The following is an 18,264-nucleotide window of genomic DNA, read 5'->3' as shown; positions in this document are numbered from 1 at the left end:
TCTTCTAGGTCCAAATATCCCGGGGGAGCCCGAAGGGCGGGGGCGGAGCCCCCTCCTGCGGCATCACGTCGGAGATCCCTTCCGCCTGCCGACGCTTTGCGGTAAAGGCGGGGTTTGAATCCGCAAGAGGTGCGTGCCATGACATTCTCCCTCGCCATCGTCGGCCGCCCCAACGTTGGCAAGTCCACCCTGTTCAACCGCCTCGTCGGCAAGCGGCTTGCGCTGGTCGACGACCAGCCCGGCGTCACGCGCGACCTGCGCGAGGGCGAGGGCAAGCTCGGCGACCTGCGCTTCACCGTCATCGACACGGCGGGCCTCGAGGAGGCCACCGACGAGTCGCTGCAGGGCCGCATGCGCAAGCTCACCGAGCGCGCCGTGGACATGGCCGACATCTGCCTCTTCATGATCGACGCCCGAGTCGGCGTGACGCCGACCGATGAGATTTTCGCCGACATCCTGCGCAAGCGCTCCGCCCACGTGATCCTTGCCGCCAACAAGGGCGAGGGTTCGGCCGCCGACGCCGGCGTGCTCGAGGCCTACAGCCTCGGCCTCGGCGAGCCGATCCGGCTCTCGGCCGAGCATGGCGAGGGTCTGCCCGAGCTCTACAGCGCGCTGATGCCGCTGGCCGACGGTTTTGCCGAGCGGGCCGCCGAGGAGGCGCCCGAGACCGAGCTGGAGCTGGACGAGGACGAGCTGGGGGATGACGAGGACGGCGAGGCCAAGCTGGTCATGCCGACCGCGGGCAAGCCGCTGCAGATCGCCGTCGTGGGCCGCCCCAACGCTGGCAAATCGACGCTGATCAACAAGATCCTCGGCGAGGACCGGCTGCTGACCGGCCCCGAGGCCGGGATCACCCGCGACGCCATCTCGGTCCGGCTGGACTGGGAGGGCGTGCCGATGCGCATCTTCGACACCGCCGGGATGCGCAAGCGGGCCAAGGTACAGGAAAAGCTCGAGAAGCTCTCGGTCTCGGATGGTCTGCGCGCGGTGAAGTTCGCCGAGGTCGTGGTGGTGCTGCTCGATGCCGCCATTCCCTTCGAGCAGCAGGACCTGCGCATCGCCGACCTCGCCGAGCGCGAGGGACGGGCGGTGGTCGTTGCCGTCAACAAGTGGGACGTCGAGGAGCACAAGCAGGAGAAGCTGCGCGACCTCAAGGAGGCCTTCGACCGGCTGCTGCCGCAGCTGCGCGGCGCGCCGCTGGTCACCGTCTCGGCCAAGACCGGGCGCGGGCTCGACCGGCTCAATGCGGCAATCATGAAGGCCTGGACGACCTGGAACCGCCGCGTCTCGACCGGCCAGCTCAACCGCTGGCTCGAGGGCATGGTGTCGAGCCACCCGCCGCCCGCGCCGCAGGGCCGCAGGATCAAGCTGCGCTACATGACCCAGGCCAAGACCCGTCCGCCGGGATTCGTCGTCATGTGTTCGCGCCCGCAGGACATGCCCGAAAGCTACACGCGTTATCTGGTCAACGGCCTGCGCGAGGCCTTCGACATGCCCGGCACGCCAATCCGCCTGACGCTGCGCGGGCAGGGGGACAAGAACCCCTACAAGGGCCGCCGCGAGAAGAACGCTGGCGCGCTCAAGAAGCACCTCGGCAAGCTGCCCAAGCAGAAGGGCTGAGCCAAGGGCCGTAACATGGGAAAAGCGCCGGAGCCTCCGCTCCGGCGCTTTTTGCATTTGGGGGCGGAGCACCGCCGCGGATCGGCTTGGGGGGGTGCTGAACAACCCATGGCAGAAGTTTTGGTGCCGGGAGAGCGTCAAAGGATTGTGCTCTCGCAAAATGGTTTACCTTCTTTACCTGAACCTCAACATAAGGTTGCAAGGATAAGTTACGCTAGGTAAACTTTGATTCACTTTGATCTGGAGTATTTGACATGAAATTGACTCACCTTTCCGCAATCGCCGCCGTGTTCGCCCTGTCTTCGACCGCGGCTTTCGCCAACGTCAAACAGGTGAAATGCGAAGGTTTCGTCATTGCGGTGTCCGAAGATATCGCCGTGGCGGCCGAAGAGAAAGCGGGTTCCGCAACCGAAGCAGCGGACAATATCTGCGAAGCGGCAAAACAGATCTCGGTCTCAGGCGACGATCCCGAGGTGCATGAGATTGTCATCCTGCCTTACGAGATCCGCACCACGGTGACGATCTTCCCGACCGACTGACCACAGCCTTCGCCGGAAGGGAGGCCAGGGTCGATTGGGGGGGAGGTCTCGATACTCCTGATCCTTGAGGCTCCGGATGAACTTCGGGTCGATCCTTCGACGCCAACTGTCACCTCCGCGGGTCACTCCGCGGAGGTGATCCTTTTCGAGGCGCGGAAAACCGCCTACTCGGTGTCGGTGCCGCGCAGCGCGAGGATCGCGAAAATGCCCGCCGCCGCAAGCCCGGCGACCGCGAAGTTCAGCGGGCTGGCGTTGGCCACGATCACTGCGATGAGCGCCCAGATCACCGTGATCCCGTAGAGCGGCGCGCGGTGCAGCCGGTATTGCGCTATGACCGAGATCGTCAGCGCGAGGGCCAGCGCGAGCAGCGCCGCCGGGGTCTCGGGCAGCAGCCCGTAGCCCGCGAGCAACAGGCCGACCGAGACGCAGGAGGCCGCGGTCAGCCAGCCGGCGTAGAGCGCGATGGGGGCGATCTGCCACCAGCGGTCCATGTCGCCGGCGCGGAACAGGGCGACCAGCGCGGTCACCAGCATCACCCAGATCATCGCGGTGGCGGCGATCGGCGAGAATTGCGCCACCGGCAGCCAGAAGATGCCCACCGCGAGGCTGATCAGCAGCGGGTCGCGGTGGTCCATCCAGTCATAGTCGTCCGACCGGCGCAGCAGGCCGAAGCCGGTGCCGGCGATCAACCAGAGATAGATGACGCCCCAGATCGCGAAGGCGTAGCCCGCCGGTTGCACCGGCGGGTCGATCTGGGACACCGGAAAGGCGTCCGGCGCGAAGCCGTTGAACCCGGGGAAGACCAGCGGCGAGGCCGCGAACCCCAGCGCCGCGAGAAACAGCAGGAGCGGCCGGACCCAGATCATCTCGGACCCCGCCCCTCAGACCAGCGTGCCGTCGGCGGCGATGCGGGTCTTGCCGCGCAGCCACGGATGCAGCGCCTCGGGCAGATCGACCGAGCCGTCCGCCTGCTGGCCGTTCTCCAGCACCGCGATCAGGCAGCGCCCGACGGCGAGGCCAGAGCCGTTCAGCGTGTGCAGGAACTCGGGCTTGCCACCTTCCGCGGGCTTGAAGCGGGCGTTCATCCGCCGCGCCTGGAAGTCGCCGCAGACCGAGACCGAGCTGATCTCGCGGTACTGGTTCTGCCCCGGCAGCCAGACCTCGAGGTCATGCGTCCGGCGCGCGCCGAAGCCCATGTCGCCGGTGCAGAGCGCCACGGTGCGGTAGGGCAGGCCGAGCTTCTCGAGGATGCCCTCGGCGCATTTGGTCATCCGGTCGAGCTCGTCGCGCGAGGTGTCGGGATGGGTGATCGAGACCATCTCGACCTTCTCGAACTGGTGCTGGCGCAGCATGCCCGCGGTGTCGCGGCCGGCCGAGCCCGCCTCGGAACGGAAGCACTGGGTGTGCGCCACGTAGCGGCGCGGCAGGCTGGATTCCTCGATGGTCATGCCGTTGACCATGTTGGTCAGCGTCACCTCGGCGGTGGGCACCAGCCACCAGCCCTCGCGGGTTTGATAGCTGTCCTCGCCGAACTTCGGAAGCTGGCCGGTGCCATACATCATGTCGTCGAGCACCAGTACCGGGGTCCAGGTCTCCGACAGGTCGTTCTCCTCGACATGAGTGTCGAGCATGAACTGCGCCAGCGCGCGGTGCACGCGAGCGACGGCGCCCGAGAGCACCACGAAACGCGACCCGCTGAGCTTGGCCGCGGTCTCGAAATCCATGCCGGGGATCACCGAGGGCAGCTCGAAATGCTCCTTGGGCGTGAACTCGAAGCTCTTGGGCGTGCCCCAGCGGCGGATCTCGACGTTGTCATTCTCGTCGGCGCCGTCGGGCGTGTCCTCGAACGGCAGGTTGGGGATGCCCATCAGCATGTCGGTGAGCCGGGCATCGAGCTCCTTGGCCTTGGCCTGCATCTCGGCGACCTCGGCCTTCTTCTCGGCGACCAGCACGCGCAGGCGGTCGAACTCGGCCTCGTCGCCGCTGGCCTTCGCCTTGCCGACGTCCTTGGAGGCGGCGTTCTGCGCGGCCTGCGCGGTTTCAGCGGCATGGATCGCGGTGCGGCGCTCTTCGTCCAGCGCCAGCACGGGGGCCGAGGCATTCTCCACACCCCGGCGCGAGAGCGCCGCGTCGAAGGCGGCGGGGTTTTCGCGAATGGCGCGGATGTCGTGCATCGGTCTGTCCTCTTTGTGTGCGACTCGCGCGGGTTATGCCCTGAATCGCTCAGGGAGTGTAGGGGGCGCCGCGCGTAAGATGCGCGCGAAGCCACTCATCCACGGGCACGGCGAGCGTGCTGCGCGCATTGGTGGCGCTGACAACGCCGATGACGCGCCATGGGGCATCGGGGGCATCGGGGGCATCGGCCTCCCGCACCAGCACCGGCCCGCCGGAGTTGCCGGGCCGCACCGGGCAGGACAGGCGCAGCAGCGCATGCGCGCGGGTCCCGTCGCAATCGAAGCGCCCCGAGAGCCGGTTGGGCTGGGTGTCATGGTAGCCGAGAAGCGCAAAGGGCGGGGCGGGCGTGCTGCCGAGCGTCAGCGGCGCGATCTCGAGCGGGCGGGCAAGGGCGAGCAGGGCGAGGTCGTGCTCGATGTCGAGCCGGTGGTCCTTGTAAGCCTCGGGGTGCACCTCGTAGGAGGCAACCTGCGCGTGATCCGCATAGTCCCCGCCGAACCAGCCGGCAACGAAATGCAGCCGGGCGGGGTCCACCGGGTCGCCCTCGGGACCGGCCACGCAATGCGCGGCGGTGAGCACGAGGGCAGGGGCGATGAGCGTGCCCGAGCACATGCCGCGCCGGTTGTAGCCGCGGGTGTTCACCCGGCCGATCGCCTGCCACGCGGCGTGGTCCCCTGGCGGCAGCGGCGGGAGGTCTTGCGCCGCTGCGGGCAGGGCGCAGAGCAGGAGCGGGAGGAGACGCGGCAGACGCGCCATGCGGAAGGGTGTCATCGTATCCTTGCCGTCTTTGCCGGGTTTCGCAGCGGAAGGTAGAGGCCCGCCCCGGCCGCGTCCATCGCGCATAGGTGTGTGCACGCCGCGTGCATCGCCCCTGCATGGGACATGCCCCCTCCCATCGCGCCTTGCATCGGCGGAGGATCGCACATAGGTTCCGGCCAAATTTTGCGGGGGGGAGCCCCCATAGACACCAAGAGGAGCCCGCCCATGGATGGCAGCGCAGTCGCCCAGTTCGTCCCCCTGATCCTGATCTTCGGCATCATGTACTTCCTGCTGATCCGTCCGCAGCAGAAGAAGGTGAAGGAGCACCAGAAGATGGTCAGCGCCCTGCGCCGCGGCGATCAGATCGTCACCCAGGGTGGCCTCATCGGCAAGGTCGTGAAGGTCAAGGAAGGCGGCGAGGTCGAGGTCGAGATCGCCGAGGGCGTCAAGGTTCGCGTGATCCAGAGCACCGTTGCTCAGGTCCTGTCGAAGACCGAGCCCGCCGAATCCTGATCCCAACGCGAAAGCGCCCCAGAACAATGCTTCAGATCGATCTTTGGAAACGCCTGACAATCTGGGCGCTCGTGATCGTAGGGCTGGCCTTGGCCAGCCCTAACCTGTTCTACAGCCGTGTAGAATCCCACAATGATGCGGTTGCCGCCATCGAGAAGTCGGGTGCCACGCCCGAGCGCGAGGCCGCCGCCGCAAGCTGGCCGAACTGGCTGCCCTCGGGGCTGGTTAACCTCGGTCTCGACCTGCGCGGCGGTGCGCATCTGCTCGCCGAGGTGAAGGTCGCCGACGTCTATGCCTCGCGGCTCGAGGCGCTCTGGCCCGATGTGCGCGACATCCTGCGCCCCGAGCGCGATACGGTCGGCACAATCCGCCTGCAGCCCTCGCCCGCCGGCGAGCTGCGCGTGCGCATCTCCAACCCCGACGGCATGGCCCGCGCGCTGGAACTGGTGCGCGGTCTTGCGCGTCCCGTGACCTCGCTCACCGGCGCCGGCTCCAACGACCTCGATGTCAGCGGCCAGGGCGACGAGCTCGTCGTGACCCTCTCGGAGGCCGAGAAACAGGCCACCGACGAGCGTACCATGCAGCAGTCGCTGGAGATCATCCGCCGCCGCATCGACGAGGTCGGCACCCGCGAGCCGACGATCCAGCGCCAGGGCAGCGACCGCATCCTGATCCAGGTGCCGGGCATCGGCTCGGCTGCCGAGCTCAAGGAGATCATCGGCACCACTGCCCAGCTCACCTTCCAGCCGGTCGTCAGCCGTACCACCAACGCCGACACCACCCCCGGCGTGGGCAACGAGCTGTTGCCCGCGATGAACGAGGAGGGCGTCTACTACGTGCTCGAGCAGGCACCCGTGGTGACCGGCGAGGAACTGACGGACAGCCAGCCGAGCTTCGACCAGAACGGCCGCCCGGCGGTGACCTTCCGCTTCAACCCCAGCGGCGCGCGCAAGTTCGGCGACTACACCGCGGCCAACATCGGCTCGCCCTTCGCCATCGTGCTCGATGACGAGGTGATCTCGGCGCCGGTGATCCAGAGCCACATTCCGGGCGGCTCGGGCATCATCACCGGCCAGTTCTCGGTCGAGGAATCCACCAATCTCGCCGTGCTGCTGCGCGCCGGCGCGCTGCCTGCCGGGCTCGACTTCCTCGAGGAGCGGACCATCGGTCCGGAGCTGGGGCAGGACAGCATCGATGCGGGCAAGCTGGCAACCGGCGTGGCCTTCGTCGCGGTGCTCGGCTTCATGTGGGCGAGCTACGGTCTCTTCGGCATCTTCGCCAATATCGCGCTGGTCGTGAACGTCGGGCTGATCTTCGGCCTGCTGTCGCTCATCGGCGCCACGCTGACGCTGCCGGGCATTGCCGGCATTGTACTGACCGTCGGTATGGCGGTGGACGCCAACGTGCTGATCTTCGAGCGTATCCGCGAGGAGCTGAAGACCGCGCGCGGTCCGGCCCGCGCCATCGAGCTCGGCTATGAAAAGGCGCTCTCGGCCATCGTCGATGCCAACATCACCACCATCATCACGGCGATCATCCTCTATGTCATGGGCTCGGGTCCGGTGCGCGGCTTCGCCATCACCCTCGGCCTCGGCATCGTCACCTCGGTCTTCACCGCGATCTACGTCACCCGGCTGCTGATCGCGATGTGGTTCGAACGCCGCCGTCCCAAAACCATCGAGGTCTGAGCCATGCGTCTTCGTGTCATTCCCGACAATACGAGCTTCGACTTCTTCAAGCGTTGGAAGCTGTGGTTCGGTATCTCTGGCCTGATGATCGTGCTGGCGCTGGTCAGCTTCGGCGCACGGGGCCTGAACTACGGCATCGACTTCCGCGGCGGTACCACCATCCGCACGCAGAGCGCCGAGGCCGTGGACGTCGGCGCCTACCGCGACGCGCTCGGCGCGCTGGGGCTGGGCGACGTGGTCATCTCCGAGGTGTTCGACCCCTCTTTCGGGCCCGATCAGAACGTCGCCATGGTGCGCATCCAGGCGCAGAACGAGGAAGAGGCCGTCACCCCCGAGACGATCTCTCAGGTCGAGGCGGCGCTGCAGGGCGTCTCGCCGGACATCGAGTTCGTCTCGGTAGAATCGGTTGGTCCCAAGGTTTCGGGCGAGCTGATCTGGACCGCGGTCGAGGCGGTGGTGCTCGCCATCGGCGCGGTGCTGATCTACATCTGGCTGCGGTTCGAGTGGCAGTTCGCGCTCGGTGCGGTGTTGGCACTGGTGCATGACGTCATCCTGACTATCGGCGTCTTCTCCGAGCTTCAGATGAAGTTCGACCTGACCACCATCGCGGCGCTGCTGACCATCGTCGGCTATTCGCTGAACGACACCGTTGTGGTCTTCGACCGAGTCCGCGAGAACCTGATCAAATACAAGAAGACCGACCTCAAGGACGTGCTGAACCTCTCGATCAACGAGACTCTCAGCCGGACCTTCATGACCTCCTTCACAACGCTGCTTGCGCTTTTCGCGCTCTTCGCGCTGGGAGGGGACGTGATCCGCGGTTTCGTCTTCGCGATGATCTGGGGCGTCTTCGTCGGCACCTACTCCTCGGTCTTCGTCGCCTCGACCGTGCTGCTCTGGCTCGGCGTCAAGCGCGACTGGACCAAGACCGAGGCCGAAGCGGATGCCAAGAAGAACGGCAGCAGCGTCTGAGTCGGCTTTCGGGGCCGGGAGACTGGCCCTGAAGTGCCCCGAGACGCGGGTTCTCGGAACAAACTGCCGGGTTTTTACGCCGGCGCGACTGCAAGGCCCTAGACTTTCGTCTAGGGCTTTGTTGCTTTCGCATATTACCGCTATGCTGACCCTCCGCATTCGACACCTGCCGCCCGCCCCGGGGCAGCGGGACGTTGTTCACGTGGGTTAAATTCCTTTGATTTTACATCTTTCTGCCCTATGCTGCCGCTGCGCGGCATAGCCACGCTCCGTGCATCGTTTTGGGAGGGGGTGCATAGTGTGGTTCGCGCACTCATAGGGAACGCGGTCCGCTTCGGGCCGCCTGTATGGGACTAGGGGAAGAACCATGCGGATGAACGAAATCAACTTCAGCGACGCGATGCCGGTCGAGGGCTATGGCCCCGGCTTCTTTCGCGTTGGCGGACGCCCCGTCGATGGCGGCGTCTGCATCTCTCCCGATGGCATGAAGCCCTGGGCGGGACTGTCGGACGAGGACACGCTGATCTCGCTCGCGGGCAAGATCGATGTGCTCTTTGTCGGCACGGGGGGGCGACATCGCGTTGCTGCCCAAGACCCTCTCATCCCGGCTCGAGGAAGCCGGCGTCGGGGTCGAGGTGATGAACTCGCCATCGGCCTGCCGCACCTACAACGTGCTGCTGGGCGAGGGACGCCGGGTTGCCCTGGCGGCCATGCCGGTCTGACCCGGCGCGCCGGGAGCCCCAGCCAGTCCGGCCCGCCCGCGGGCCTGTGCCGGACCAGCCATGATCCTGCAACAGCTTGTCGCGGCGCGGCTTTCGCGCTTCCCCGGGCCATCCGGCTGGGATAAGCCCGTGGCATGAACCTGACTGTTCGCGATCTTGCCGTGGCCCGGGGCGGCGTGCCGGTGCTGGAGGCGCTGAGCTTCACGCTCGCCCCCGGGCGCGCGCTCGTGCTGCGCGGGCCGAACGGCTCGGGCAAGACCACATTGCTGCGCACCATCGCCGGGCTGCAGCCCGCCTTCGAGGGCGAGATCGAAGGGGCGGGCGAGCGCATTGCCTATGCCGCCCATTCCGACGGTCTGAAATCCATGCTCTCGGTCACCGAGAACCTGCGCTTCTGGGCGCAGGTCTTCGCGCAAACGGACATCGAGCCGGCGCTCGACGCTTTCGATCTGCGCGGGCTCGAGGAGCGGATGGCGGGCACGCTGTCGGCGGGTCAGAAGCGCCGTCTCGGCCTGGCGCGGCTGATGGTCACCGGCCGTCCGGTCTGGGTCCTCGACGAACCGACCGTCTCGCTCGACACGGCCTCGGTGGCGCGCTTTGCCGAGGCGGTGCGGAGGCATCTGGCTGAAGGTGGTTCGGCTCTCTTGGCGACCCATATCGATCTGGGGCTGGGCGAGGCGCAGGTGCTCGACGTGACCCCTTTCAAGGCCGCGCCGAGGGTGTCTCTGGAAGACGAGGCCTTCCTGTGATTGCACTTCTTCTCAGGGACTTGCGGCTCGCAGTTCGCGCGGGTGGGGGTTTCGGGCTCGGACTCGCCTTCTTCCTCATCGTCACCGTCCTCATCCCCTTCGGCGTCGGCCCCGAGACCGGCCTGCTGAGCCGCATTGCGCCCGGCATCTTGTGGATCGGCGCGCTGCTGGCCTGCCTGCTGTCGCTGGACCGCATCTTCGCGCTCGACTGGGAAGACGGCTCGCTCGACCTCCTGGCAACTGCGCCGCTGCCGATGGAGGGCATCGTCACCATCAAGGCGCTTGCGCATTGGATCACCACCGGCCTGCCGCTGGTGCTGGCCGCGCCGGCGCTAGGCGTGCTGCTGAGCCTGCCGCCCTCGGGCTATCTGTGGGTACTGGTCTCGCTGGCGCTCGGCACCCCGGCGCTCTCGGTCATTGGCACCTTCGGCGCGGCGCTGACCGTGGGGCTGAAACGAGGCGGGCTGCTGCTGTCGATCCTGGTGCTGCCGCTCTACGTGCCGACGCTGATCTTCGGCGCCGAGGTGGCGCGGCGGGGGGCCGAGGGGCTGGCGGTGCAGACGCCGCTGCTGATGCTGGCGGGGATCAGCTTCGGCACGCTGGCGCTGCTGCCCTTTGCCAGCGCCGCGGTGCTCAGGATCAACCTGCGCTGAGAGGACGCAGTGTGGCGGCAAGCATTGCCGCTGCCGAATATTTGAAGTGTAAAAGGGCGCGAGCTGGGCTAGGGGAGCCGCATGTCGATCTGGGAATACGCCAATCCGGTGAAGTTCATCCGCACCACGGACCGCATCCTGCCCTGGGTGTCGGTCGCGGCGGTGCTCTGCCTCGTGACGGGGCTTGTCTGGGGCTATTTCTTCACCCCCGACGATTACCGGCAGGGCGCGACGGTCAAGATCATCTATCTGCACGTGCCCTCGGCGCTGATGGCGATCAACGCCTGGATCATGATGCTGGTCGCCTCGCTGATCTGGATCATCCGCCGGCACCACGTCTCGGCGCTGGCCGCCCGCGCCGCCGCGCCGGTAGGGGCGACCTTTACCATCATCGCGCTGGCGACCGGTGCGCTCTGGGGCCAGCCGATGTGGGGCACCTGGTGGGCCTGGGACCCGCGGCTGACATCCTTCCTGATCCTGTTCCTGTTCTACCTTGGCTACATGGCGCTCTGGTCGGCGATCGAGAACGACGACACGGCGGCGGATCTGACCTCGATCCTCTGCCTCGTCGGCTCGGTCTTCGCGCTGCTGTCGCGCTACGCGGTGCTGTTCTGGAACCAGGGGCTGCACCAGGGCGCCTCGCTGTCGATGGACAAGGAAGAGAACGTCGCCGACGTCTTCTGGTACCCGCTGCTGGTCTGCATCGCCGGCTTCGTGCTGCTCTTCGTGGCGCTGGTCTTCCTGCGCACCCAAACCGAAATCCGCGCCCGCCGCTCGCGCGCGCTGCTGGCACGGGAGGGCCGGACATGATGCCCGATCTGGGGAAATACGCCTTTGCCGTGCTGGCCTCCTACGGGGTGAGCCTGGCGCTGATCATCGCGCTGGTCGCCGTGAGCCTTCGCCGTGCCCGCCGCGTCCGTGCCGAGCTCGAGGAGATCGAACAGAGGGTGAAACGCCATGCCTAAGGTCTCGCCGCTGATGGTGATCCCGCCGCTGATCTTCGCCGCCTTCGCGGTGATGGCCTATTTCGGCATGCAGCGCGGCGATCCGAACAGCTTGCCTTCGACCTTCATCGGCAAGCCCGCGCCGGCGCTGCCCGTCGCAACGCTCGAAGGCTTCCCCTCGGCGGACGATGCCGACTTGCGCACCGGTGAGGTGACCGTGGTGAATTTCTGGGCCAGCTGGTGCCCGCCGTGCCGGGCCGAGCACCCGGTGCTGCTTCACCTGCAGGAGCAGGGCGTGCGCATCGTCGGGGTGAATTACAAGGACAAGACCGGGGCGGCTTCGGGCTACCTGACCGAGGACGGCTCGCCCTTCATCGGCGTGCCTTACGACCCGCAGGGGCGCGCGGCGATCGAATGGGGCGTGACCGGCCCGCCCGAGACCTTCATCCTCAGCGGCGACGGCACCGTGCTGCACAAGCACGTCGGCCCGCTGGCCGGGACGCTCTACACCGAGGATTTTCTACCGGCGCTGGAAAAGGCGCTGGGGCGTGACCTCGAGCCATGAGCGCTTGCAGCATGAAGACACTGAAAGGGCCGGGAGCATCGCTTCCGGCCTTGTCATGAGAGGCGAGAGCATGACGGATCTGCCGTGGACCATGGAGCTGCGCGACGCGCGCGACCGCGAGAATTGGGCCGCGCTCGGCGCGCTGATGACGCGCGTTGCCGATCCCTACGGACGAGACCCGCGCGAGGACCACGTCACCGGCTCGGGCTTTGTCGTCTCTCCCTGCCGGGGCTTCACGCTTCTGGTGCACCACGCCAAGCTGGGCCGCTGGTTGCAGCCGGGCGGGCATTGTGACGGCGATCCGGACGTGGCAGGCGTTGCTGCGCGGGAAGTCTTCGAGGAGACCGGCCAGCGCGCACGCCTGATGTCGCCGCGGCTTTTCGACATCGACATCCACGAGATTCCCGCCCGCCCGGACGCGCCTGCACATTTTCACTACGATCTGCGGTTTCTCTTCGAGGCTGACCCAGCGAACGCCTTGCTCGGAAACGAGGAATCACACGACCTTCGCTGGGTGGCGCTGGACGATCTGCCGCGCTACGCGCCGCAGCACTCTGTCTGCGTGCTGCGCGAGAAGCTGCCCCTCTGGAGGGCCGAGACCGGAGAGTGATGACGATGATCCTGCAGGCGCGGATTCCGCATGACCTGACCCAGATGAAGCCCCTGCCGGGGATCGCCCCGCTCGATCCTGCGGCTTGGCTGAAGGTCGACGACGCCTACGCCGCGCAGATGGCCGAGCGCGCACGCCTGCTGTCGACGCGGCGCGAGGCGGTGCTGGCGATCGAGCCCGAGGCGATGCCCGCGGCGCAGGAGCTGCTCGAGGTGGTGCTGGCGCATCTTCCCGAGGCGTTCACGCGCTCGGGCGAGGTGGTGACCCGACCCGACGGTGTCGAGGTGACGCTCGACCGGGAAGATCCCATGGGCACGCTCGGCGTGCTGGTGCAGGAGGACCTATGCTTGCTGCAGAAGCGCGGCGAGGAGCACGTGCTGACCGGGGCGGTGCTCTGCTTCCCGGCGGGCTGGCGGCTGGCGGACAAGGTCTCGCGCCCGCTCAGCATCATCCACGTGCCGATCCCCGAGTATGATGACAACATCGGCCGCCGGGTGCAGCGGCTTTTCGACGGGGTGCGGCCGGGCAAGCCGCTGGTGCGGGTCAACCGGCTGTTCCACGACGATCCCACCCTGTTTCAGCCAGGACCGCGACGCAGCAACAACGACCGGGCCAACCCCGCGACCGCGCCCTACTTGCGCTCGGAGCGCCAATGCCTCGTGCGGCTGCCCGAGACGGAGGCGGTGGTCTTCTCGATCCACACCTACGTCATCGAGCGCGGACCGGAGACGCCTTAGAGCGGCAGGTTCAGCAGTCCGGAGTTGTCGAGGAAGACACCCAGAACGGTGAAGGTGAGAAATTGCGTGGCAAGGCGAAAGTCCATGCCGCGTTTCAGCGCGATGGCGGCCAGTACCAGCGCGATGGGCAGGTTGAGCATCGCCAGAAGCCCGGTCATCGCCCAGGCCGCCAGCGACAGACGGGTCTGCGCCGGATCGGACACGGGAACGACCATGGGCAAGCCCGGGGCCCTGGGAATCGTCGGCTCGGCCGGATCGGTGAGGGTGGCGGCCATGGCGTCACGGATGCCCTCGACCAGCAGCTTCTCGGCGGCAGGATCGATCGGCGCAAGGCGTTTGCGCGGCGGGCGAGTCAGCTGGTCGGGCAGGGTCTCGGGGGCGAGCCGGGTGCGGGGAGAGAGCCACTCGATCTCGGTCGCCGCGCAAAGCGGCGAGAGCCGGCGCACCGCTTCGAGCAGCAGCGCGATGGCCTTGGGGCCGCTGGCGAGACCGCCCTCGCGGCTCAGCACCCGCAGCACGATGCGCGGCGTACCACGCGTTCCGTCGAAATGAGTCAGGCAGAGCCCCATGCGGTCGCCCATCAATGCCAGGCGGCGGCGCGAGACCAGCAGCGGGCGGCCCGAGGAATTGTCATGAGCAAGCAAGGTCTTGCCAGCTGTCTTCAGCAGCTGAACGAGATCCGGGTTTGCCGTGTCGGGCAGGTAGAGGGCCGCGTAGGGGGCTTTGCCCGTCATCCTCAGGTTCCTTCTGAAAGTCTTTGACGCCGGTTCTGCGCGTCAAATGAGGAGGAACTTTGTCTCAAACGGGTCCCGGGGAGGACGATTTACAAAAAAATCAGACCACCCCGGGTTGCAGAAATGTAAACTAGCCGACTTTCTGGGCAACCAGGGCAATCGCCTGCTGGTAGACCGTCGCCGCGTTCCACTCGTTCAGCACGCGGAAGTTCGCGGTGCCCTCGCCAAAGGGCTGACCGGGCTGCCAGCCTTTCTGGCGAAGATAATTGGCGGTGGAGGCCAGCGCGTCGTACTGGTTGTAGAAATCGACCCGCCCGTCGCCATTGCCATCGACGCCGTAGCGCAGCGCATTGCCCGGCAGGAACTGGGTGTGGCCAAGCTCGCCATGGGCCGCGCCCTGCTGGCTGGGCGAGAGCATGCCGCGGTCGACCATTTTCAGTGCCGCGATCGCATGCGGGGTGAAGAAGGCCGCGCGGCGGCAGTCATAGGCCACGGTAGTGATCGAGGAGATCACCGGCACGTTGCCCATGGTTCGGCCGAATCCGGTCTCCATGCCGTGGATTGCCAGCAGGATGCCGGCGGGCACGCCGTAGCGCTGCTCGATGGCGTTGAAGAACTGCGGGTTCTGGTCGCGGCGCTTGCGCACCTGTGCGGCGAAGCCGTCAACCGAGCCGAGGCGGATCCGGATGAACTCGTCGAGCGGGTATTTCACACCCTTCTGGCTGCGGTCGACCTTGATCGTGTAGCTCGAGTAGGGGGCGCTCATCAGCGCCTGGATGCCGCGGTCGCCCACGCCCGCGCGCTGCGCCTCGGCGGCGAACTCGCGTTTCCACGCATCGAAGCCCGAGGCCGTGTTGCCGCAGCTGGCTGCCATGGCGGTTCCGGCCGAGAGAGACAGCGAGGCGGCTGCGAGGATATTCATTAGGGTGCGACGCATTCTTGGGACTCCGAACAAACGCATGTGCCGCAGCAACCTAGTGCGCGGCCCCCGGTGCGGAAAGGGACGGCGGGCAGACGCCGGGTCACAAGGCGGGAGTTTGCCAAGACGCAGCCCGGAGAGGGCGCGTCAGAGCGAGGCGATCTCCATCGCGCGGGTGATGATCATCCCGGCAAGGCTCAACAGTGTGACAAGGCTGAAGCTCAGCAGGGCCAGCCGCTGCACCCGCCGCCTGCGGGCGCGGGAGTCCTCTTCAGGATGGGCGGCGAACCGCGTCCCCGGCTCTGTGGCGACGCTCCGCGCCTGATATGGCCGCGAGGCCGTTCCGGAGCGCCCGGTGAAATCCTTGTTCATGCTGAAAAGCCCTCTGTGTCTTGCGAGGTAGAAATTCCCTCGAGGTCCACACTCATGAGGCAATCTGGAGAATGCAGGGCAGAATTCCGGCATGAAAAAGGCGCCCCGGAGGGCGCCTTTCCGTACTGTCCGCAAGAGCGGGATCAGCAGCTGTAGTACATCGCGAATTCGACCGGGTGCGGGGTCATTTCGTAGGCTTCGAGCTCTTCCATCTTCAGAGCAATGTAGCCTTCGACCTGGCTCTTGGTGAACACGTCGCCGGCCAGCAGGAAGTCCATGTCGGCTTCCAGCTCGGTGAGCGCTTCACGCAGCGAACCGCAGACGGTCGGGATCTCTGCGAGCTCTTCCGGCGGAAGGTCGTAGAGGTTCTTGTCCATGGCTTCGCCCGGATCGATCTTGTTCTTGATGCCGTCGAGGCCGGCCATCAGGAGCGCTGCGAAGCACAGGTAGGGGTTGGCCGAGGGATCGGGGAAGCGGGCTTCCACACGCTTTGCCTTCGGCGATTCGGTCCACGGAATACGGACGCAGCCCGAGCGGTTGCGTGCCGAGTAGGCGCGCAGGACGGGAGCTTCGTAGCCCGGAACCAGACGCTTGTAGGAGTTGGTGGCCGGGTTGGTGAAGGCGTTGAGGGCCTTGGCGTGCTTCAGGATGCCGCCGATGAAGTACAGCGCTTCCTGCGACAGGTCCGCGTATTTGTCACCTGCGAAGAGCGGCTTGCCGTCCTTCCAGATCGACATGTTCACGTGCATGCCCGAGCCGTTGTCGCCCTTGATCGGCTTCGGCATAAAGGTTGCCGAACGGCCGTAGGCCTGCGCCACGTTGTGGATGACGTACTTGTACTTCTGCAGCTCGTCGGCCTGCTTGGTCAGCGTGCCGAAGATCAGCCCCAGCTCGTGCTGCGAGGTCGCAACTTCGTGGTGGTGCTTGTCGACCTTCATGCCGAGGCGCTTCATGGTCGACAGCATCTCGGAACGGATGTCCTGGCCGTCGTCCATCGGGTTCACCGGGAAATAGCCGCCCTTGTAGGTCGGACGGTGGCCCAGGTTGCCCATCTCGAAGTCCGCGTCGGTGTTCCAGGCCGCGTGGTCTGCATCGACCTCGTAGGACACCTTGCTCGGGGTCACCGAGTACTTCACGTCGTCGAACAGGAAGAACTCAGCTTCCGGGCCGAAGTAGGCCGAGTCGCCGATGCCCGAGGACTTCAGGTAGGCTTCGGCTTTCATCGCGGTGCCGCGCGGGTCGCGGTCATAGGCTTCGCCGGTGTCGGGCTCGACCACCGAGCAATGGATGCAGAGCGTCTTCTCGGCGTAGAACGGATCGATGTAGGCGCTTTCGGTGTCGGGCATGAGCTTCATGTCGGAAGCTTCGATCGACTTCCAGCCGGCGATCGACGAGCCGTCGAACATGAAGCCTTCGTCGAGGAAGTCTTCGTCGACGAGGTCGGCGATGACGGTCACGTGCTGGAGCTTGCCGCGCGGGTCGGTAAAGCGGATGTCGACGTAGGCTACGTCCTCATCCTTAATAAGCTTGAGAACTGCGTCCTTGCTCATTCCCTTCTTCCCTTTCTGTACTTGGGTCCGGTTTGTTCTGGTGTGTGGTCTTCCGCCCCGTCCCGGTGGCGGGCGGAAGACAGCGCAGGGCGGATTTGGCTCAGAGCGCGTCGGAGCCGGATTCGCCGGTGCGGATACGGATGGCCTGCTCGATGGGGCTGACAAAGATCTTGCCGTCGCCGATCTTGTCGGTCTTGGCGGCAGAGATGATCGCCTCGATCGCGGCGTCGACCTGGTCGTCGTCGAGGACGACCTCGATCTTCACCTTCGGAAGAAAATCAACCACATACTCCGCGCCCCGGTAGAGCTCGGTGTGGCCTTTCTGACGACCGAAGCCTTTCACTTCGAGCACAGAGAGGCCCTGGATGCCTGCGTCCTGCAAGGCTTCCTTAACCTCGTCGAGCTTGAACGGCTTGATGATCGCCTCGACCTTCTTCATGGCCCTGTCTCCTCGTGGTCCCGTGTCGGACCCTGCCAGACCACTTCTCATCGACCGCGACAATCGGATAGGGTTTCCCGGCAGGGAAATATGAGGCGATTTTTGGCATGTGGTTATTCTTTGCGCAAGTCGCTCGTCAAATGAGCAGTTTTGAATCGCGGATGCGCGCCGCATGAGCGCCCTTTTGACCGCCACGCAAATGCGCAACGCAGAGCGGATCGGGATGGCGCGCGGGGCGGGCAGCGGCGCCGATCTGATGGAGCGGGCGGGGCAGGGCGTGGTCGCCGCGATGCTGCGGAAATGGCCCTCGCTGGCCCCCGCACCGTCGCGCGCCGTGGTGCTCTGCGGTCCTGGCAACAACGGCGGTGACGGCTTCGTCATCGCGCGGCTGCTGGCCGGGCTCGGCTGGCGGGTGGAGGTCTTCCTTCTGGGCGATCCCGCGCGTCTGCCGCCGGATGCGCGGCTCAACCATGACCGCTGGTCGGCGCTCGGCCCGGTGGGCCGGCTGCCCGATGCGCGGCCCGAGGCCGCGGGTCCCGAGGGGGTTCTGATCGACGCGCTCTTCGGGACAGGGCTCACCCGCGGTCTAGGGCCAGAGGTGGCGCAGCTCCTCTCCAGCCTCGACATGCCGGGATTCGCCGATTGGCACCGGGTGGCGGTGGACCTTCCCTCGGGGCTCTGCGCGGATTCGGGGCGGCGCATCGGCGGGGACGATGCCGCGGTGTTCCGCGCAGACCTCGCGGTCAGTTTCCACGCCGCCAAGCTGGGGCACTACCTGGGCGAGGGGCCCGCGCTCTGCGGCGCGCTGGAGGTGGCGCAGATCGGCCTGCCGGACGGGCTGGTGACTGATCCCGTGGCGCTGGTCGAGGCGCCGACGGTCGCGCTCGCCAAGCGCGGCGGGCACAAATACGGTCATGGTCACGCGCTGGTTCTGAGCGGTGGCTTCGGGCGCACCGGCGCTGCCCGCCTGGCCGCCCGGGCGGCGTTGCGGATCGGCGCGGGGC

General features: G+C 66.6%; 21 protein-coding genes and 1 pseudogene. 14 read left to right on the top strand and 8 right to left on the bottom strand.

Annotated elements, in window-relative coordinates; all coding sequences use genetic code 11:
* Nucleotides 1-138: 138 nt before the first annotated feature.
* Together der and CLG85_RS24710 are read left to right on the top strand one after the other, a co-directional pair.
* The gene (der, locus tag CLG85_RS24715) at nucleotides 139-1,620 is read left to right on the top strand and encodes a ribosome biogenesis GTPase Der (protein WP_095883160.1); all 1,482 of its coding nucleotides are present in this window, start codon (nucleotides 139-141) and stop codon (nucleotides 1,618-1,620) included.
* Nucleotides 1,621-1,874: 254 nt separating this feature from the next.
* Entirely contained in the window at nucleotides 1,875-2,159 is a 285-nt protein-coding gene (locus CLG85_RS24710; RefSeq protein WP_095883161.1) for a hypothetical protein, read from the top strand.
* A 164-nt stretch (nucleotides 2,160-2,323) separates the two neighbouring features.
* Here the strand turns inward: CLG85_RS24710 and CLG85_RS24705 are convergent, their stop codons facing one another.
* Genes CLG85_RS24705 through CLG85_RS24695 form a run of 3 tightly spaced genes read right to left on the bottom strand, consistent with a single transcriptional unit; the run spans nucleotide 2,324 to nucleotide 5,105 of the window.
* Nucleotides 2,324-3,025 carry a TspO-related membrane protein gene (locus CLG85_RS24705; RefSeq protein WP_095883162.1) on the bottom strand — a complete coding sequence of 234 codons (702 nt, stop codon included), beginning with the start codon at nucleotides 3,023-3,025 and terminating at the stop codon, nucleotides 2,324-2,326.
* A gap of 15 nt (nucleotides 3,026-3,040) precedes the next feature.
* Entirely contained in the window at nucleotides 3,041-4,333 is a 1,293-nt protein-coding gene (serS, locus tag CLG85_RS24700) for a serine--tRNA ligase (protein ID WP_095883163.1), read from the bottom strand.
* 49 nt (nucleotides 4,334-4,382) lie between these two features.
* Nucleotides 4,383-5,105, bottom strand: a complete 723-nt coding sequence (locus CLG85_RS24695) for a trypsin-like serine peptidase (protein WP_235865446.1) — start codon at nucleotides 5,103-5,105, stop codon at nucleotides 4,383-4,385.
* Nucleotides 5,106-5,318: 213 nt separating this feature from the next.
* On the opposite strand from CLG85_RS24695, the gene yajC reads away from it, so the two are divergent.
* The 11 genes and pseudogenes from yajC (at nucleotide 5,319) to CLG85_RS24640 (ending at nucleotide 13,246) form a co-directional block, all read left to right on the top strand.
* On the top strand, nucleotides 5,319-5,606 hold the full coding sequence (yajC, locus tag CLG85_RS24690; protein WP_092431329.1) for a preprotein translocase subunit YajC: 288 nt from the start codon (nucleotides 5,319-5,321) through the stop codon (nucleotides 5,604-5,606).
* Between the two features lie 26 nt (nucleotides 5,607-5,632).
* Entirely contained in the window at nucleotides 5,633-7,294 is a 1,662-nt protein-coding gene (gene secD / locus CLG85_RS24685) for a protein translocase subunit SecD (protein ID WP_095883164.1), read from the top strand.
* Between the two features lie 3 nt (nucleotides 7,295-7,297).
* Nucleotides 7,298-8,266 (top strand): protein translocase subunit SecF, encoded by a 969-nt coding sequence (gene secF / locus CLG85_RS24680; protein ID WP_095883165.1) that lies wholly within the window; start codon nucleotides 7,298-7,300, stop codon nucleotides 8,264-8,266.
* A gap of 367 nt (nucleotides 8,267-8,633) precedes the next feature.
* Nucleotides 8,634-8,988 (top strand): annotated as a pseudogene (locus CLG85_RS24675) (Mth938-like domain-containing protein).
* A gap of 134 nt (nucleotides 8,989-9,122) precedes the next feature.
* The gene (ccmA, locus tag CLG85_RS24670) at nucleotides 9,123-9,737 is read left to right on the top strand and encodes a heme ABC exporter ATP-binding protein CcmA (RefSeq protein ID WP_095883167.1); all 615 of its coding nucleotides are present in this window, start codon (nucleotides 9,123-9,125) and stop codon (nucleotides 9,735-9,737) included.
* Nucleotides 9,734-10,390, top strand: coding sequence for a heme exporter protein CcmB (ccmB, locus tag CLG85_RS24665; RefSeq protein WP_095883168.1), 657 nt, complete (start codon nucleotides 9,734-9,736; stop codon nucleotides 10,388-10,390). The genes ccmA and ccmB overlap by 4 nt, the downstream gene beginning before the upstream one ends.
* Nucleotides 10,391-10,471: 81 nt before the next feature.
* The gene (locus CLG85_RS24660; RefSeq protein ID WP_095883169.1) at nucleotides 10,472-11,200 is read left to right on the top strand and encodes a heme ABC transporter permease; all 729 of its coding nucleotides are present in this window, start codon (nucleotides 10,472-10,474) and stop codon (nucleotides 11,198-11,200) included.
* Entirely contained in the window at nucleotides 11,197-11,355 is a 159-nt protein-coding gene (gene ccmD, locus CLG85_RS24655; RefSeq protein ID WP_095883170.1) for a heme exporter protein CcmD, read from the top strand. The genes CLG85_RS24660 and ccmD overlap by 4 nt, the downstream gene beginning before the upstream one ends.
* Entirely contained in the window at nucleotides 11,348-11,899 is a 552-nt protein-coding gene (locus tag CLG85_RS24650; RefSeq protein WP_235865447.1) for a DsbE family thiol:disulfide interchange protein, read from the top strand. The genes ccmD and CLG85_RS24650 overlap by 8 nt, the downstream gene beginning before the upstream one ends.
* 70 nt (nucleotides 11,900-11,969) lie before the next feature.
* A complete protein-coding gene (locus tag CLG85_RS24645) occupies nucleotides 11,970-12,509 on the top strand; it encodes an NUDIX hydrolase (protein WP_235865448.1) in 540 nt (179 codons plus the stop codon).
* A 5-nt stretch (nucleotides 12,510-12,514) separates the two neighbouring features.
* A complete protein-coding gene (locus tag CLG85_RS24640) occupies nucleotides 12,515-13,246 on the top strand; it encodes a heme-dependent oxidative N-demethylase family protein (protein WP_095883178.1) in 732 nt (243 codons plus the stop codon).
* Here CLG85_RS24640 and CLG85_RS24635 read toward each other — a convergent pair.
* The 5 genes from CLG85_RS24635 to CLG85_RS24615 form a co-directional block, all read right to left on the bottom strand.
* The gene (locus CLG85_RS24635) at nucleotides 13,243-13,980 is read right to left on the bottom strand and encodes a hypothetical protein (RefSeq protein WP_095883171.1); all 738 of its coding nucleotides are present in this window, start codon (nucleotides 13,978-13,980) and stop codon (nucleotides 13,243-13,245) included. The genes CLG85_RS24640 and CLG85_RS24635 overlap by 4 nt on opposite strands.
* 130 nt (nucleotides 13,981-14,110) lie before the next feature.
* Nucleotides 14,111-14,917 (bottom strand): lytic murein transglycosylase, encoded by an 807-nt coding sequence (locus tag CLG85_RS24630; protein WP_095883172.1) that lies wholly within the window; start codon nucleotides 14,915-14,917, stop codon nucleotides 14,111-14,113.
* Nucleotides 14,918-15,046: 129 nt separating this feature from the next.
* A complete protein-coding gene (locus CLG85_RS24625; RefSeq protein ID WP_095883173.1) occupies nucleotides 15,047-15,271 on the bottom strand; it encodes a hypothetical protein in 225 nt (74 codons plus the stop codon).
* A 143-nt stretch (nucleotides 15,272-15,414) separates the two neighbouring features.
* A complete protein-coding gene (glnA, locus tag CLG85_RS24620) occupies nucleotides 15,415-16,821 on the bottom strand; it encodes a type I glutamate--ammonia ligase (protein WP_224846340.1) in 1,407 nt (468 codons plus the stop codon).
* A 100-nt stretch (nucleotides 16,822-16,921) separates the two neighbouring features.
* Nucleotides 16,922-17,260, bottom strand: a complete 339-nt coding sequence (locus tag CLG85_RS24615) for a P-II family nitrogen regulator (protein ID WP_108965157.1) — start codon at nucleotides 17,258-17,260, stop codon at nucleotides 16,922-16,924.
* A 172-nt stretch (nucleotides 17,261-17,432) separates the two neighbouring features.
* Between CLG85_RS24615 and CLG85_RS24610 the strand changes: the two genes are divergently transcribed.
* Nucleotides 17,433-18,264, top strand: an 832-nt coding sequence (locus tag CLG85_RS24610) for an NAD(P)H-hydrate epimerase (RefSeq protein WP_260350199.1), incomplete at its 3' end; no start/stop codon positions are given.

The organism is Alloyangia mangrovi (assembly GCF_002300555.2).
Classification (GTDB): Bacteria; Pseudomonadota; Alphaproteobacteria; order Rhodobacterales; family Rhodobacteraceae; genus Salipiger; species Salipiger mangrovi.
Note: the sequence above shows the minus strand (reverse complement) of the source record. Positions and strands in the feature narration are given on the sequence as shown.

Excerpts from the sequence above, each read along its gene's own strand:
- CLG85_RS24630 (WP_095883172.1), bottom strand. The coding sequence starts at position 14,917 with ATGCGTCGCACCCTAATGAATATCCTCGCAGCCGCCTCGCTGTCTCTC.
- secF (WP_095883165.1), top strand. The coding sequence starts at position 7,298 with ATGCGTCTTCGTGTCATTCCCGACAATACGAGCTTCGACTTCTTCAAG.
- der (WP_095883160.1), top strand. The coding sequence starts at position 139 with ATGACATTCTCCCTCGCCATCGTCGGCCGCCCCAACGTTGGCAAGTCC.
- CLG85_RS24640 (WP_095883178.1), top strand. The coding sequence starts at position 12,515 with ATGATCCTGCAGGCGCGGATTCCGCATGACCTGACCCAGATGAAGCCC.
- CLG85_RS24710 (WP_095883161.1), top strand. The coding sequence starts at position 1,875 with ATGAAATTGACTCACCTTTCCGCAATCGCCGCCGTGTTCGCCCTGTCT.
- ccmA (WP_095883167.1), top strand. The coding sequence starts at position 9,123 with ATGAACCTGACTGTTCGCGATCTTGCCGTGGCCCGGGGCGGCGTGCCG.
- CLG85_RS24705 (WP_095883162.1), bottom strand. The coding sequence starts at position 3,025 with ATGATCTGGGTCCGGCCGCTCCTGCTGTTTCTCGCGGCGCTGGGGTTC.
- CLG85_RS24660 (WP_095883169.1), top strand. The coding sequence starts at position 10,472 with ATGTCGATCTGGGAATACGCCAATCCGGTGAAGTTCATCCGCACCACG.
- glnA (WP_224846340.1), bottom strand. The coding sequence starts at position 16,821 with ATGAGCAAGGACGCAGTTCTCAAGCTTATTAAGGATGAGGACGTAGCC.
- ccmD (WP_095883170.1), top strand. The coding sequence starts at position 11,197 with ATGATGCCCGATCTGGGGAAATACGCCTTTGCCGTGCTGGCCTCCTAC.
- secD (WP_095883164.1), top strand. The coding sequence starts at position 5,633 with ATGCTTCAGATCGATCTTTGGAAACGCCTGACAATCTGGGCGCTCGTG.
- serS (WP_095883163.1), bottom strand. The coding sequence starts at position 4,333 with ATGCACGACATCCGCGCCATTCGCGAAAACCCCGCCGCCTTCGACGCG.
- yajC (WP_092431329.1), top strand. The coding sequence starts at position 5,319 with ATGGATGGCAGCGCAGTCGCCCAGTTCGTCCCCCTGATCCTGATCTTC.
- CLG85_RS24625 (WP_095883173.1), bottom strand. The coding sequence starts at position 15,271 with ATGAACAAGGATTTCACCGGGCGCTCCGGAACGGCCTCGCGGCCATAT.
- CLG85_RS24645 (WP_235865448.1), top strand. The coding sequence starts at position 11,970 with ATGACGGATCTGCCGTGGACCATGGAGCTGCGCGACGCGCGCGACCGC.
- CLG85_RS24695 (WP_235865446.1), bottom strand. The coding sequence starts at position 5,105 with ATGACACCCTTCCGCATGGCGCGTCTGCCGCGTCTCCTCCCGCTCCTG.
- CLG85_RS24615 (WP_108965157.1), bottom strand. The coding sequence starts at position 17,260 with ATGAAGAAGGTCGAGGCGATCATCAAGCCGTTCAAGCTCGACGAGGTT.
- CLG85_RS24650 (WP_235865447.1), top strand. The coding sequence starts at position 11,348 with ATGCCTAAGGTCTCGCCGCTGATGGTGATCCCGCCGCTGATCTTCGCC.
- CLG85_RS24635 (WP_095883171.1), bottom strand. The coding sequence starts at position 13,980 with ATGACGGGCAAAGCCCCCTACGCGGCCCTCTACCTGCCCGACACGGCA.